Source organism: Nocardiopsis sediminis (assembly GCF_042650565.1).
Lineage (GTDB): Bacteria > Actinomycetota > Actinomycetes > Streptosporangiales > Streptosporangiaceae > Nocardiopsis_B > Nocardiopsis_B sediminis.
Map to the genome: position 1 here is coordinate 126,501 of NZ_JBHSBH010000010.1, position 13,754 is coordinate 140,254.

The window sequence follows — 13,754 nt, forward strand, 5'->3', positions numbered from 1 at the left end:
CGCCGCCGAACTGCGCCGGCACGCCGCCGACCACCTGCCCGGCTACCTGACCCCCGCCGCCGTCGTCCCGCTGCCGTCGCTGCCCACCCTGCCCAGTGGCAAGGTCGACAAGGCCGCGCTGCCCGCCCCGCTCTACGGCGCCACCGCCGCCGGACGGCCCCCGCGCACCCCGCTCGAACGCACCCTGTGCGCCCTGTTCGCCGACGTCCTGGGCCTGCCCCCGGAGCGGGTCGCCGCCGACGACGGGTTCTTCGACCTCGGCGGCCACTCGCTGCTCGTCCCGCGGCTGCTCAGCGGCGTCCGCGACCGCACCGGCGCCGAGCTGACGGTGCGCCGGCTCTTCGAACTCCAGACCGTCGCGGCGATCGCCCAGGAGGCCGAGGCCGCCGCGGGACCGCACGATGCGGATCCCTCCGGCCACACCGGCCCCGACCCCGCCGTCGCCCTGGCCGCCGACGCCGTCCTGGACCCGCGCATCGCCATCGGCGCCGCCGGGGCGGCCGACCTCGCCCGCAACGCCGACCCCGAGCACATCCTGCTCACCGGCGCCACCGGGTTCCTCGGCGCCGCTCTCCTGCGCGAACTGCTCGACCGCACCCGCGCCACCGTGCACTGCCTGGTCCGCGCCGACGACGAGGCGGCCGGTGCCGACCGCATCCGACGCAACATGCTCCGCCACGGGGTGGGACCCGGACCGGCCGACGGCGCGCGGATCACCCCGGTCCCCGGCGACCTCGCCCGGCCGCTGCTCGGCCTCACCGAGGAGCGCTTCAGCGAACTCGCCGGGCGCATCGACGCGATCTACCACAACGGCGCACGCGTCAGCGCGGTCGAGCCCTACGCGCGGCTGCGCCCCCACAACGTCCACGGCACCCAGGAGGTCATCCGGCTGGCGGCCCGCGGGCGGGCGGTCCCGGTGCACTTCGTGTCGACCGCGGCGGTGGCCGTCGCCCACGACGGCAACCCCGCCGTGCTCCCCGAGGACCGCCGCCCGCCCGCCACCGCCGTCCTGCCCAGCGGCTACGTCGCCGGCAAGTGGGTGGCCGAGGAGCTGCTGGACGCCGCGGCCGCCCACGGCCTGCCCGTCACGGTGCACCGGGCCGGGCGGATCGCCGGGCACTCGCTGACCGGGATCGGCGGCACCGACGACACCCTGTGGCACCTGGTGCGCGCCATGATCGTGCTCGGCGCCGTTCCGGCGAGCGCCACCCGCGACGACGCGCTGGTCGACCTCGTCCCGGTCGACCAGGTGGCGCGCATGGTCGTGCGGATCTCCCAGCACCCCGGGGCCGTGGGCCGCACCCACCACCTGACGTGCCCCCACCCGGTCCCGTTCCGCATGATCTCCGACGCGCTGCGCGGCGTCGGCCACCGGCTCGCCCCGCTGCCCGATGCGCAGTGGCGGCAGCGGCTGGCGCAACGAGCCGGCGAGCACGCACCGGGCACCGGCCTGGAGGCCGCCGCGCTGCTCGCCGACGTGCTGCCCACCGTGTTCGCCTTCGGCGGGCTGCGCTTCGACCGGACCAACACCGACGCGGGCCTGGCCGGCAGCGGGATCGCCGCCACGGCCGTCGACCCCGAACTCCTGGCCCGCTACATCGGCCACCTCACCCGGGCCGGCTTCTTCCCCGCACCCGCCTGCCCCTCCGGGGCGTCCCCGGCCGGGGGCCGCCACGACCTGCGAAAGGCATGATCGCGTGAGCAACCCGTTCGAGGACCCCGACGGCTCCTATCTCGTCCTCGTCAACGACGACGGGCAGCACTCGCTGTGGCCCGCGTTCGCCGATGTCCCGCCCGGCTGGACGGTGCGCCACGGCCGCGCCGGCCGGGCCGCCTGCCTGGACCACATCGAGCGGACCTGGACCGACCTGCGGCCTGCCCGCCTGAAGACCCCCGGAACGGGAGGCGCCGACGCCGCCCCCGCGCCCGCCGACGCCGCCCGGCCCGCCGGCGCCGACGGCGGACCGGCGTCCGAGGCGCGGTGCCCGGTCACGGACCGGGCACACGCGGCCGGCCCCGGCGCCCTGCCCGACGTCCGCACCGCCACCGGCCCCGTCGCCTACCCCTTCCGCGACTACGTGCGCCTCCAGATGGACCCCGTCTACGCCGAACTGCGCGAGCACCGGCCCGTCCTGCGCGTGCGCGTCCCCTACGGCGACGACGCCTGGCTGATCACCCGCTACGACGACGTCAAGACCGTGATCGGCGACCCCCGGTTCAGCCGGGCGCTGGTGGCCGAGAACGACGAATCGCGGCTGACCCCGCTCCCGGTCCGCACCAGCATCCTGGGCACCGACCCGCCCGACCACACCCGGCTGCGCAAACCGCTCGCCCGCGCCTTCACCACCCGGCGGGTCGACGCGCTGCGCCCCCGCATCCGGCGCATGAGCGAGGACCTGATCGCCGCCATGGAGTCCCGCGGCGCACCCGGCGACCTGGTGGAGGACTTCGCCCTGCCCCTGACCGCCCTGGTCATCTGCGAGCTGCTGGGCGTGCCCTTCGACGACCGGCCGACGTTCCGGCTGTGGCTCGACGCGTTCTCCAGCACCACCGCGCTCAGCGTCGAGGAGATCCGCACCCGCACCGACGCGCTCTACGACTACATCACCGGGCTGGTCGCCCAGCGCCGCGAGACGCCCGCCGACGACCTCATCAGCGCCATGATCCAGGTGCACGACGACACCGGCGCGTTCAGCGAGCAGGAGCTCGTCGAACTCGTCAGCGTGCTGCTGATCGCCGGATACGAGACCACCTCGGCGCAGCTCATGAACTCCGTGCACGTCCTTTTCACCCACCCCGACGCCCACGCCGAACTCCGGGCCGACCCCGGCCTGCTGCCCAAAGCGGTCGAGGAGCTGCTGCGGTTCGTGCCGCTGGACGCCCACGTCGCCTTCGCCCGCTACGCCCGCGAGGACGTGGAGCTCAGCGGCACACTGATCCGCGCCGGCGAGGCGGTGCTCCCGGTACTGACCTCCGCCAACCGCGACACCGCGGCCTTCGGCGACCCCGACCGCCTCGACTTCCACCGCGAGCGCAACCCGCACATCGCCTTCGGCCACGGGGTCCACCGCTGCGTGGGGGCCGCCCTCGCAAAGGCCGAACTGGAGGAGGGGCTGCGCACGCTGTTCACCCGGCTCCCGGGCCTGCGCCCCGCCGTGCCGCCGGAGGAGATGGAGTTCCGGGAGGGCATCCAGGTGCGGATCCTGCGGCACCTCCCGGTGGCGTGGTGAGGCCCGAAGGGGCCGGCGCCCCGTACCCGCGCGAGACACACCCGAGAAGAGAGGACACCACTACGTGACCAGCGTGTATCCGGTGCAGGCCGGTGGGGACCCCTTCGTCAGCAGCGGGCCGCTGCCGCGGCACCACCCGCTGCGGCCGGCCGGCGACCGCTACCCGGCGGGGACCTCCGTCCTGGGGGCGGCCATCGACAAGGCCGGCCGCTGCCTCGCGTCCCTGGGGCGGCCGCCCGCCGAGGCGCGCGACGTCGCCGCCCTGCTCACCGAGGTGTGGGGGGTGTGGGCGCAGGCCCCCATCGCCGCGCCCACATGGCGCTGCTACGCCGCCGCCGACGGCTCACCCTTCGAGCTGTCGGCGTCCTGGAGCGGCGGCGCCGCCGAACTGCGGATCACGGGGGAGGTGCTGGCCGACCCTCCGGGCCCGGCCGCCAACCAGGAACTCGCCTGGGCGCACCTGCGCGCCATCGCCGGCCGGCCCGGTGTCGACCTGTCCCAGGTGCTCGCGCTCGAAGACCTCTTCCGCTCGGCCACGCCCCGCGAGCACTACTGGATGATGCACGGGGTCGCGGTCCGCCCGGGGGCCGACCCGCTGTTCAAGGTCTACCTGGACCCGCACGTCGGCGGCTCCGGGCAGGCCCGCGACGTCGTCGGCGCGGCCATGGCCCGCCTCGGGCTGGGGGAGGCCTGGCAGCGGACGATCGACCACGCCGACGCGTTCGGGGGAGCGGGCCGGATCGGGGCGCTGGCGCTCGACCTCACCGCCCCCGACCGCGCCCGGGTCAAGGTCTACCTGCAATACCCGGTCCACGACGCGCGGACCATCGACCGCCAGGCCGCGATCGCCGACGGCCACGTGCCCGGCGCGTTCGCCGCGGCGCTGGAGGCCATCACCGGCCACTCGGCGCCGCCGTTCGGCAAGCCGCCCACGACCTGCTTCGCGTTCCGGCAGGGGGGAAGCGCGCCCGCGGGCGCCATGCTGTACGTGCCGATGATCCCGGAGTTCCCCGACGACCTCTCGGCCCGCGACCGCACCGCCGCCTTCCTGCGCAAGGAGGGGATCGACCCCGCACCGTACACGGCCTTCCTCGATGCGTCGGCCGACCTGCCGCTCGCCTCGACCCGCAACCAGAACTTCGTCGCCTACCGGCCCGCCCCGCCCGGCGGAGAGCCGCGGTTCTCCTGCTACGTCGCCCCCGGCCTCTATGCCTGACCCCGTAGCCACCCGCGCGGCATCGCCGCGCACGGTCCCCGCAGACGGCAGGGCTCCTGTACCTGAGCCCGACCGAAAGGACGGTGACGCGCGGATGACGGACCCGCGATCGCCCGGCCCCCCGACCCGACGCCCCCAGAACCCACCCCCGGCCCGGCGGGCGGTGCGCCGCCGCCCCGGCCGGGCGCGTGCCCCCCGATGGAGAGAACGATGAACCGACCCATGCCAGGACTACGACCACCCGACCCGCCGGGCGGCCCGGGGCCAGTGGCAACCGAGACGCCGGGGGCGCGGACGCCGCCGCTCGCCGGGGCGGTCGCGATCGTCACCGGCGGATCGCGGGGGATCGGCCGGGCCATCGCCCTGCGCCTGGCGCGCGACGGCGCGGCGGTGGCGCTGGGCTACCTCGTCGACGGTGACGCCGCCGACGAGGTGGCCGCCGACATCCGCGCCGCCGGCGGCCGGGCCGAAGCCGTGCGGGTCGACCTGCGGGCGCTGCCGGACATCGTCCGGCTCTTCGATGTCGCGGCCGAGGAGTTCGGCGGCCTGGACATCCTCGTCAACAACGCCGGGACGATCTCCACCGCCCCCATCGCCGACATCACCGAAGCCGACTACGACGACATCATGGCGGTCAACGCCAAGGCCCCGCTCTTCGCGCTGCGCGAGGCGGGGCTGCGGATGCGCGACGGCGGCCGGGTCGTGAACATCTCCTCGCTCAACACGGCCCTGGCCGAGCCGGGTGCGGCGGCCTATGCGGCGAGCAAGGCGGCGCTGGAGCAGTTCACGCGGGTGGCCGCGGTGGAGTTCGCCGAACGCGGGATCACCGTTAACACGGTCTCGCCGGGGCCGGTCGAGACCGACCTGCTCTTCGGCAACAACCCCCCGGAGTCGCTGGGCCGGATCGCGGCCATGACGCCGCTGGGCCGGCTCGGCCGGCCGGCGGACATCGCCGATGTGGTCGCGTTCCTCGCCGGGCCCGACGCGCGCTGGCTCACCGGCCAGAACCTGCGGGCCACGGGCGGGCTGGGCTGACCGGAGCCCGCGCGACCGTGCCGGACGGGGCCCGGCACGGTCCCGGCCCGGGCGGCGGGCGCCCATAGTGGGCGCCCGCCGCCCGGGCCGGTCCTCCCGGTCTCCCCGGATCCCGGGCGCGGGCATCCCCGGCGTCCTCGGGCCTCTGAATCCCCTGGAGGCCCGAGGACTTTCCGGGTCGGCGGCCGTGCCGCGTCAGCGGGTCGGGGCCGTGGTCCGGGCGCCCGCCTGACGCGGGATCGCGGCGCCGCCGGTGTCGAGCACACGGCGCAGGAACAGGCTGGACATCTCCATGGCCGCCGTGCAGGCGCTGGTGTCGCGCAGGTCGTCCAGCATCACGAAGTCGTGGATGATGCCCTGGCAGCGGAGCGCGGAGACGGGAACGCCCGCCTCGCGCAGCCGGGCCGCGTAGGCCTCGCCCTCGTCGCGCAGCACGTCGGCCTCGCCGGTGATCACCATCGCCGGCGGCAGACCCGTGAGCTGGTCCATGCTGGCCCGCAGGGGCGAGCAGGTGATCTGCTCGCGGTCGTTCTGGTCGGTGGTGTACTGGTCCCAGAACCAGATCATGGCCTCGCGGGTGAGGTAGAACCCGTCGGCGAACTCGTGGTAGGACTCGGTGTCGAAGCTCGCGTCGGTCACCGGGTAGAACAGGGCCTGGCCGGCGAACCCGATGTTGCCGACCTCCTTGGCGAGCATGGTCATGGCGATGGCCATGTTGCCGCCGACGGAGTCGCCGCAGACCGCCATGCGCGAGGCGTCCAGCCGCTGGCCGATGCCCTCGGACACCACCCACTCGGCGACCGCGTAGCACTGCTGCACGGCGATCGGGTACCGCGCCTCCGGGGAGCGGTCGTATTCGGGGAACACGACCGCGCACCCGGTGCGCACCGCGATCTCCCGCACCAGCCGGTCGTGGGTCGCGGCGCTGCCGAACACCCAGCCGGCGCCGTGGATGTAGAGCACCACGGGCAGCGTTCCCGAGCTGCCGGCGGGGCGCACGATGCGCACGGGGACCTGCCCGGTGGGGCCGCCCCGCACGGTCACCCACTCGTCATCGACCTCGGGTTTGGGCACGCCCTCCCCGGACTGCATGTCCTCCAGGAGCTGGCGGCCCTCCTCGGGCGGCAGCTGGTAGATGAAGGGCGGTGTGGCGGTGGCGTCCGCGATTTCCTGGGCGGCCTGCTCCAGGACGACTCGGTTCGACGACATGGCGCTGCCTTCCTTTCCGGGGGCGCGGTGCCGGGCGGGTGCGCCGCTCGGGCCGACCGACGGCGTAGCCGTCGGTGCCCGCGCAGCACGGGCGTTCAAGCCCCTGCCGCCCCCGCTGCCCAGACGACCGGCACGGAAACGGCTGTTCGCCCCCGCGGTCGAACACGCAATGGATAGGATCGACTCCGGAAAGTGACGACGGACCGAAGACGAAACGGTGGGGAGACCCATGACCGCGATCGCGTTCGACCACACGGCCACCGGCTACCGGATCGCGCACGCCCGCAACCTGGCCTACGCCGCCAAGCTCGCCTACGGCGAGCCCGGCCAGGTCGAGGAGACCGCACGCGAGTGGGGGTTCGACCGTGTCCGCTCCTTCGAGGTGCCCTTCACCCAGCCCTTCCCCCTGGAGGACACCCAGGCCTACACCATGGCCAGCGACTCCATGGTCGTCACCTCCTTCCGCGGCACCGAGACCAAGGAGATCCGCGACTTCCTCTCCGACACCAACGCCGCCCTCGTCCCCAACCCCGGGGCCACGGGACGGGTCCACTGGGGCTTCAGCGCCGCCCTGGACGCCGTCTACCCCGACATCCTCGCCGCGGTGCAGGAGTTCCGCACCAACGGGCAGTCGCTCTGGTTCACCGGCCACAGCCTCGGCGGAGCCCTGGCCATGCTCGCCGCCGCCCGCTCCCACTTCTGCGACGGCATGCTCGCCGACGGCGTCTACACCTTCGGCCAGCCGCGCACCTGCGACACCGCACTGGCCTCCGCCTACGACGACGCCTTCACCGGCCGCACGTACCGCTTCGTCAACAACAGCGACGTCGTCGCCCAGGTCCCGCCCGAACCCCTCTACCGCCACGTCGCCGAGATGAAGTACTTCGACGCCGACGGCCGCCTGCGCGACAAGCCCCCCTCGCTCCTGGGCGGCTTCACCGACCAGGTCAAAGGCCACACCGCCGACATGTTCGCCCCCGGCGCCGACGGCATCCGCGACCACCTCATGGACGCCTACCTGGCCCGCCTCGACGCCGCCGCGGGCTGACGCGGCCGATCGCCGACGCCGCCGAGGCCGTCGCGATCGAGGGCGTACACCGACCCTCTTCCCGCCGAGCGGGTCACGTTGCGCGGCGGGTGGTCGGCCCATTCTCCGGCGCACGCTCCCTATGACGGGATCGGCGGGTCGGATAGCGTCGGGGCGACCGATGCGCCGGATCCTTCGCGGCCGGATGCGGCGCGGGGACTCCAGACGGAGGCGCAGCGCCGATGCCCCTTCCCCACGGCTTCACGGTCCGGCTCGACCGGCATACGCGGGTCGTCGACGGCGGCCGGGCGCTCCTGGGCGGGTTCCCCACCCGCCTGCTGCGGCTCACCGCCCGCGCCCGCCCGCTCGTGGCGGGGCGGGAAGTGCGCGTGGCCGGCCCGGCGAGCGCGCTGCTGGCCGAGCGGCTGCTCGACGCCGGCCTGGCCGACCCCGTCGCCGCCACGCTCCCGCAGCCGGCCGACCCCCGGTACACGTTCGTCATCCCGGTCCGCGACCGCCCCCGGGAACTCGACCGCCTGCTCACCGCCATCGGAACCGGCGGCCAGGTCATCGTCGTGGACGACGCCTCGCACCGCCCGGAGGCCGTCGCGGCCACCGCCGCCCGGCACGGGGCCACCCTCGTCCCCCTCCGCGTCAACGCCGGCCCCGCGGCGGCCCGCAACGCAGGGCTGCGGCTCGTGACGAGCCCCTACGTGGTCTTCGCCGACTCCGACGTGGTCCCGGCCCCCGATACGGTCCCCACCCTGCTCCGGCACTTCGCCGACCCCCGGGTGGCCATGGCCGTGCCCCGCATCACCGCCCTGGCGACCCGCGGCTCCGCGACCTGGATCGGGCGCTACGAAAACGCCCGCTCCTCGCTCGACCTGGGCGCCCACCCCGCCGCCGTGCGCCCCGGCAGCCCCGTCTCCTGGGCGCCGACGGCCTGCGCCGTGGCGCGGGTGGACGCCCTGGGCGAGGGGTTCGACGAGCGGATGCGGGTCGGGGAGGACGTCGACCTGTGCTGGCGGCTGATCGAGGGCGGCTGGCGGGTCCGCTACGAGCCGGCCGTGGCGGCCGCCCACGACCACCGGGTCCGCTTCCACGACTGGTTCCTGCGCAAGGCGGTGTACGGAACGGGGGCCCACCCGCTGGCCGAACGCCATCCGCGCTTCATCGCCCCCGCCGTGCTCGCCCCGTGGAGCACCGCACTCCTCCTCGCCCTGCTCGCGCAGCGGCGCTGGTCGCTGCCCGCCGCGGCAGCGGTGTTCGGGGTCACCACCGTCAGGATCGCCCGCAAGCTCTCCGGCACCCGGGAGCCTTACCGGCTGGCGCTGGCGCTGGGGCTGACGGCCCACGGCGCCGTGGCGGCCCTGGCGCAGGCCTCGGCGCTGCTGACCCGGCACTGGTGGCCACTGACGGCGGTCGGCTGCGTCGCATCGCGCCGCATCCGCCGGGCCGCGGCGGCCGCCGCCCTGACCGACGTCGTGCTCGAATACCGCCGCGACCGCGCCCGCCTGGACCCCCTCCGCTACGGCATCGCCCGGCGCCTGGACGATCTGGCCTACGGGAGCGGCGTGTGGCTCTCCGCCCTCAAGGGCCGCTCCACCGCGGCTCTGCGCCCTCGCTTCGCCCAGGCGCCCGGCCGCCCGGGGCCGGCTCGGTGACCCGAGGGGATCAACCGCCGGGCGGGGCCTCGCTATCGTGGGACGACCGATAGGAGCAGGGAACAGGGGAGGTGGGCGCGTGGGCAAGGAGGGCTCCAAGGAGGGCTCCGGTGCTCGGCGGCGCATGGTCGCCGGGGCGGCCGACATGATCCGCCGCCGCGGCCTGGCGTCCACCTCGGTGCGCGAGCTGGCCGCCCACGCCCAGACCCCGCTGGGCTCGACCTACCACTACTTCCCCGGGGGCAAGCAGCAGCTGGCCGCCGAGGCCGTCCGCTTCGCGGGCGGGTACGTGAGCGCCACGCTGACCCGCGAACTGGCGGCCGGGCCGGTCGCGGGGCTGCGGGCGTTCCTGGACCTGTGGCGCGCCACCGTGCTCGACAGCGACTTCCGCGCGGGCTGCCCCGTCCTCGCCGTGGCCGTGGAGGAGCAGCCCGCGCAGGCAGAGTCCGGGGCGGTGGCCGCCGCCGCGGAGGTGTTCGCCGAGTGGGAGGCGCTCCTGGCACGGTCGCTGGTGGGCCAGGGGGTCGCGGAGGACCGGGCCGCCCGGCTGGCCACGCTGGTGGTCGCCGCGGTCGAGGGCACCGTTGCCATGTGCCGGGCCAAGCGCGACATCCGGCCCCTGGACGACACCGCGGCACAGCTGGAGGAGCTGCTGGCCGCGGCGGTCGGCCCCTGAGCACACCCCGCTCTAGGCTTCCTGTGGCTCCCGGGCCCACAGCGGGGCGCGGTGCAGCACGACCTTGGTGGAGCGGGCGGCGTAGGCGCCGGGGGCGTCGTCCCAGTCGGCGGTCAGCGTCGTGACCCGCTCGGCGGGGAAACCGGTCTCGGCGACGAAGCCCAGCAGCTCGGGCAGCAGAGCCCGCGGGTGGGACACCCCCAGGCGCAGGGTGGCGTCGTTGGCGTACATGCGCATCAGCGGCACCCGCGTCGTGCGCCCCACGTAGTAGCCCACGGCGGTGCACACCCCGCCCGGCGCCAGCGCCCGCACGGCTCGCTGCACCCCATAGGACCGGGAGGTCGCCTCCACCGCGACGTCGTAGCCGCCCCGGCGCGGCAGCGTCCCCCGGGCGGTGAGCGGGCGCGACCGGGCGCCGAACGCGTCCGCGATCTCCCGGCGCCGGGGGTTGTCGTCGAGGTAGTCGACCTCGGAGGCGCCGAGGGCCACGGCCAGCCCCGCGGCGTAGAGGCCGATGCTCTTGGCCCCGCCGCCCAGCACCAGGACCGTCCCGCCCTCGCGCGCGGCCAGGGGGCCGGCCACGGTGCGCCAGGCGTCGGCGAGGTTGTCGGCGGCCGCGGCCACCCGCAGCGACGGGACCGTATCGGGGACCGGGACGAGCATGTGGTCGGCGAAGGGCACGCGGAAGGTGTCCGTGACCATGCCGCCCCAGTCGCCGCTGGCCGGGCCGAAGCCGAAGGCGGCCAGGGTGGAGCGGGCGGTGGTGGAGCACTTGGACGTCAGGCCCCGCTCGCAGTGTTCGCAGGTGCCGCAGGAGACCGACCAGGGCACCACCACCCGGTCGCCGGGGCGCAGCCCGGTCACGCCGTCGCCGACACCGACGACCTCGGCCACGCATTCGTGGCCGATCGCGAAGGGGCCCTGGAAGGGCACCCTGCCGCAGATGCTGCCCACCACCGGGTCGATCGCCCCCAGGGCCAGGCCGGCCTGCATCGCGCGGGAGACGGAGCGGTGGATGGGCAGGGTGTCGCCGTCGCAGCGCCCGGCGACGAAGGGGCGCACGATCGCGTCGGTGGGCTCCTGGAGCACGGGCGCCGGGCGCTCGCCCCAGCCCAGGACGCCGGCGCGGTGGAACAGCAGCTCCCGCACGGTCTCGGCGGCCGGCTCCGGGCGCGCCCGGCCTGCGGGCACGGGGTGGTCGGGCATGTGCTGCTCCTGTGGTCGAGAGGGTGGGACCCGACCGATTATGACAGGTGTTATAGGAGCAGGCGTAGGTGCGTCCGTGCCACCCGGCCCGGCGGGGTCAGGGCCATTCCAGGGTGTCGGCGCCAGGAGGCTGCGGCGGGGGCGGGCCGGGAGCGTCGTGGCCGAGGGTCGAGTGCACCCATGCGTAGAGCGCGTCACCGGGGCAGTCGGTGTCGCGGCCGTCGCGGTGGCCCATGCGCGTCAGCGTCCGGCCGGTCTGATGGTTGGCCTCGGCGTAGAGCGCCTGCAAGGACGCCAGCGCCTTCGCCGAGGGCAGCACGGTGAAGTAGGTGCCGATGACGCACGCGCCGATAGCCGACCGGTTGTGATTGGGGCAGTGCGCGCCCTGGGTGGTCCAGCCGCGGCCCTCGTAGATGCGGCCGTTGCTGTCGATCAGGAAGTTGTAGCCGATGTCGGACCAGCCGCGTTCGTCCATATGGACGTCCTGGATCTGCTTCACGGTCTCGGTCGTGGGCGTTTCGGAGTGGTGAACCATGAACTCGGTGCGCTCGGAGAGCGGGACCGGGGTGCGCTCCAGCGGCGGGCGCGCGCCCCACGCTGCGCGGGAGACGATGTCGATCATGTGCGGGCCTCCTGGCCGGGATGTGCTCCGCGCGCGTGCCGGAGCGGGTGGACCCAGGGCGATCGGTGGAGTCGCTCCGCTTCAGAACGCTCAGAAACCGCTCTGACCTGCGACGATACTCTTCTCGTCGATGGTGTCGCGGGGGGCGCGCCGTCTTCGCGGTGTCCGGGGTGGTCGCCGATTGTGGTTGACTTACCGATCGGTTAGATTAACTACCGATCGGTTAGGAGACCACATTGTCCGGCTCATCTGGCTCACCCGGCGCTCCGCGCAGGCGCCGCCGCGTCCTGACGGCCCTCTGCGTCGCCACCGCCGTCCTCGCGGCCGCCGGCCTCGCCGGTCGCGGCACGGCACCCGTCGGCCACTTCGCCTCCGCCGACGCCAAGGACGCCTTCACCGCGACCTACGAGCGGGCCATGGCCGGCCTGCCCGAGCCCGACGCGACGCTCGACGTCCGGACCGGCTACGGAATCGTGCGCGTCTACCGCTTCGACGGCCCCGCTGAGGGCGCCCCCCTGGTGCTGCTCCCCGGCCGCGCCTCCGCCACCCCCGTATGGGCCGACAACCTGCCCGCGCTGCTGGAGGCGCGCGACGTCTACACCATCGACCTGCTCGGCGAACCCGGCATGAGCGTCCAGGACCGCCCGATCGAGACCGACGCCGACCAGGCCCGCTGGCTCAACGAGACCCTGCGCGCGCTCCCCGACGACCGCGTGCACCTGCTCGGCCTCTCCATCGGCGGCTGGACCGCCGCCAACCTCGCGACCCGCGAACCCGAGAAGATCGCCAGCGTGACCCTGGTCGACCCCGTGTTCGTGTTCGACGACATGCCGCTCGAGACGATCGTCCGGTCCATCCCCGCGTCGATCAGCTGGCTGCCGCGCAGCTGGCGCGACGGCTTCAACTCCTGGACGGCCGGGGGAGCGCCCGTGGAGGACGTCCCTGAGGCCGATATGATCGAGTCGGGCATGAAGACCTACACCCTGCGCCTTCCCCAGCCCACCCGCATCCCCGAACAGCGGCTCCGCGACCTGGAACCGCCGGTGCTCGCGTTCATCGCGGGGGAGTCGGTCATGCACGACCCGCAGACGGCGGCCGCGACCGCGCGCCGGGCACTGCCCGACGGGTCGTCGGTGGAGGTCTACCCCGATGCGTCGCACGCCATCAACGGCGAGTACCCCGACGCCATCGCGGCCGACCTCACCGCCTTCCTGGATTCCGTGGAATGAGTGAGAGGACGCGCCGTTGCCCGAACGCCGCGCTGCGCCGGCCCGGCGGCCGACCATCACCGAGCGCGCCCGCCGCGATCAGCTGATCGGCCTGACCATCGCGCTCGTCGCCGAGCACGGCTACGCCGCGACCTCCCTCTCGCGCATCGCCGCCGCCGCCTCGATCTCCAAGGCCGCCGTCCTCTACCACTTCGCGTCCAAGAACGCGGTGGTGGAGGCGGCCTACCGGTCGGTCGTGGAGCGGCTCGCCGCCCACGTCGGCCCGCGCGTCGAGGCCGCCGCCACCCCCGGCGCCGCGGTCGAGGCCTATGCCGCCGGGGTGATCGGCTACATGGCCGAGCACCCCGACCACGTCCGGATGATCACCGAAGCCCTGCGCACGCCCGAGGAGACCCGGATCGAGGACTCCCCGGCCTCGGCGTCGCGATGGCAGGTGCTCGCGTCGCTCATCGAACGCGCGCAGGCCACGGGCGAGTACCGGGGGTCGGCCGACGCCCGCACGCTCGCGATCATGGTCAACGGCGCGATCGACGCCGTGGTCGCCGAATCCATCGAGGACCCCGGCTACCGCCTCGACGAGGCCGCGGACGCCGTCATCGACCTCATCCGCCGCACCGCCCGCGCCTGATGGGAGCTGCGG

Annotated in this window: 12 protein-coding genes; 9 read left to right on the forward strand and 3 right to left on the reverse strand. The window is 74.9% G+C overall.

The window, feature by feature from the left end:
• The 4 genes from ACFOVU_RS15555 to ACFOVU_RS15570 all read left to right on the forward strand — a co-directional run.
• The coding region (locus ACFOVU_RS15555) for a thioester reductase domain-containing protein (RefSeq protein WP_378534239.1) at positions 1-1,693 on the forward strand (1,693 nt) is incomplete at its 5' end.
• A gap of 4 nt (positions 1,694-1,697) precedes the next feature.
• Entirely contained in the window at positions 1,698-3,230 is a 1,533-nt protein-coding gene (locus tag ACFOVU_RS15560) for a cytochrome P450 (RefSeq protein ID WP_378534241.1), read from the forward strand.
• A 64-nt stretch (positions 3,231-3,294) separates the two neighbouring features.
• Positions 3,295-4,446, forward strand: a complete 1,152-nt coding sequence (locus ACFOVU_RS15565; RefSeq protein WP_378534243.1) for a tryptophan dimethylallyltransferase family protein — start codon at positions 3,295-3,297, stop codon at positions 4,444-4,446.
• A 267-nt stretch (positions 4,447-4,713) separates the two neighbouring features.
• Positions 4,714-5,481: a glucose 1-dehydrogenase gene (locus tag ACFOVU_RS15570; protein WP_378534245.1), complete on the forward strand. Its 768-nt coding sequence runs from the start codon at positions 4,714-4,716 to the stop codon at positions 5,479-5,481.
• Between the two features lie 195 nt (positions 5,482-5,676).
• Here the strand turns inward: ACFOVU_RS15570 and ACFOVU_RS15575 are convergent, their stop codons facing one another.
• Positions 5,677-6,690 carry an alpha/beta hydrolase gene (locus tag ACFOVU_RS15575; RefSeq protein WP_378534247.1) on the reverse strand — a complete coding sequence of 338 codons (1,014 nt, stop codon included), beginning with the start codon at positions 6,688-6,690 and terminating at the stop codon, positions 5,677-5,679.
• A 229-nt stretch (positions 6,691-6,919) separates the two neighbouring features.
• Here ACFOVU_RS15575 and ACFOVU_RS15580 point away from each other — a divergent pair, with 229 nt between their 5' ends.
• From ACFOVU_RS15580 to ACFOVU_RS15590, 3 genes are all read left to right on the forward strand, one after another.
• Complete coding sequence (locus ACFOVU_RS15580) at positions 6,920-7,738, forward strand: lipase family protein (RefSeq protein ID WP_378534249.1); 819 nt, start codon at positions 6,920-6,922, stop codon at positions 7,736-7,738.
• Positions 7,739-7,959: 221 nt separating this feature from the next.
• Positions 7,960-9,381: a mycofactocin biosynthesis glycosyltransferase MftF gene (mftF, locus tag ACFOVU_RS15585; RefSeq protein ID WP_378534251.1), complete on the forward strand. Its 1,422-nt coding sequence runs from the start codon at positions 7,960-7,962 to the stop codon at positions 9,379-9,381.
• 79 nt (positions 9,382-9,460) lie between these two features.
• Positions 9,461-10,057: a TetR/AcrR family transcriptional regulator gene (locus ACFOVU_RS15590; RefSeq protein WP_378534253.1), complete on the forward strand. Its 597-nt coding sequence runs from the start codon at positions 9,461-9,463 to the stop codon at positions 10,055-10,057.
• Between the two features lie 12 nt (positions 10,058-10,069).
• On the opposite strand, the gene ACFOVU_RS15595 is transcribed toward ACFOVU_RS15590, so the two are convergent.
• Positions 10,070-11,263 (reverse strand): alcohol dehydrogenase catalytic domain-containing protein, encoded by a 1,194-nt coding sequence (locus ACFOVU_RS15595; protein WP_378534255.1) that lies wholly within the window; start codon positions 11,261-11,263, stop codon positions 10,070-10,072.
• A gap of 97 nt (positions 11,264-11,360) precedes the next feature.
• Positions 11,361-11,885 carry an N-acetylmuramoyl-L-alanine amidase gene (locus ACFOVU_RS15600; protein WP_378534257.1) on the reverse strand — a complete coding sequence of 175 codons (525 nt, stop codon included), beginning with the start codon at positions 11,883-11,885 and terminating at the stop codon, positions 11,361-11,363.
• Positions 11,886-12,121: 236 nt separating this feature from the next.
• Here ACFOVU_RS15600 and ACFOVU_RS15605 point away from each other — a divergent pair, with 236 nt between their 5' ends.
• Together ACFOVU_RS15605 and ACFOVU_RS15610 are read left to right on the forward strand one after the other, a co-directional pair.
• Entirely contained in the window at positions 12,122-13,114 is a 993-nt protein-coding gene (locus tag ACFOVU_RS15605) for an alpha/beta fold hydrolase (RefSeq protein ID WP_378534259.1), read from the forward strand.
• Between the two features lie 16 nt (positions 13,115-13,130).
• A complete protein-coding gene (locus ACFOVU_RS15610) occupies positions 13,131-13,742 on the forward strand; it encodes a TetR/AcrR family transcriptional regulator (protein WP_378534260.1) in 612 nt (203 codons plus the stop codon).
• Positions 13,743-13,754 lie beyond the last annotated feature (12 nt).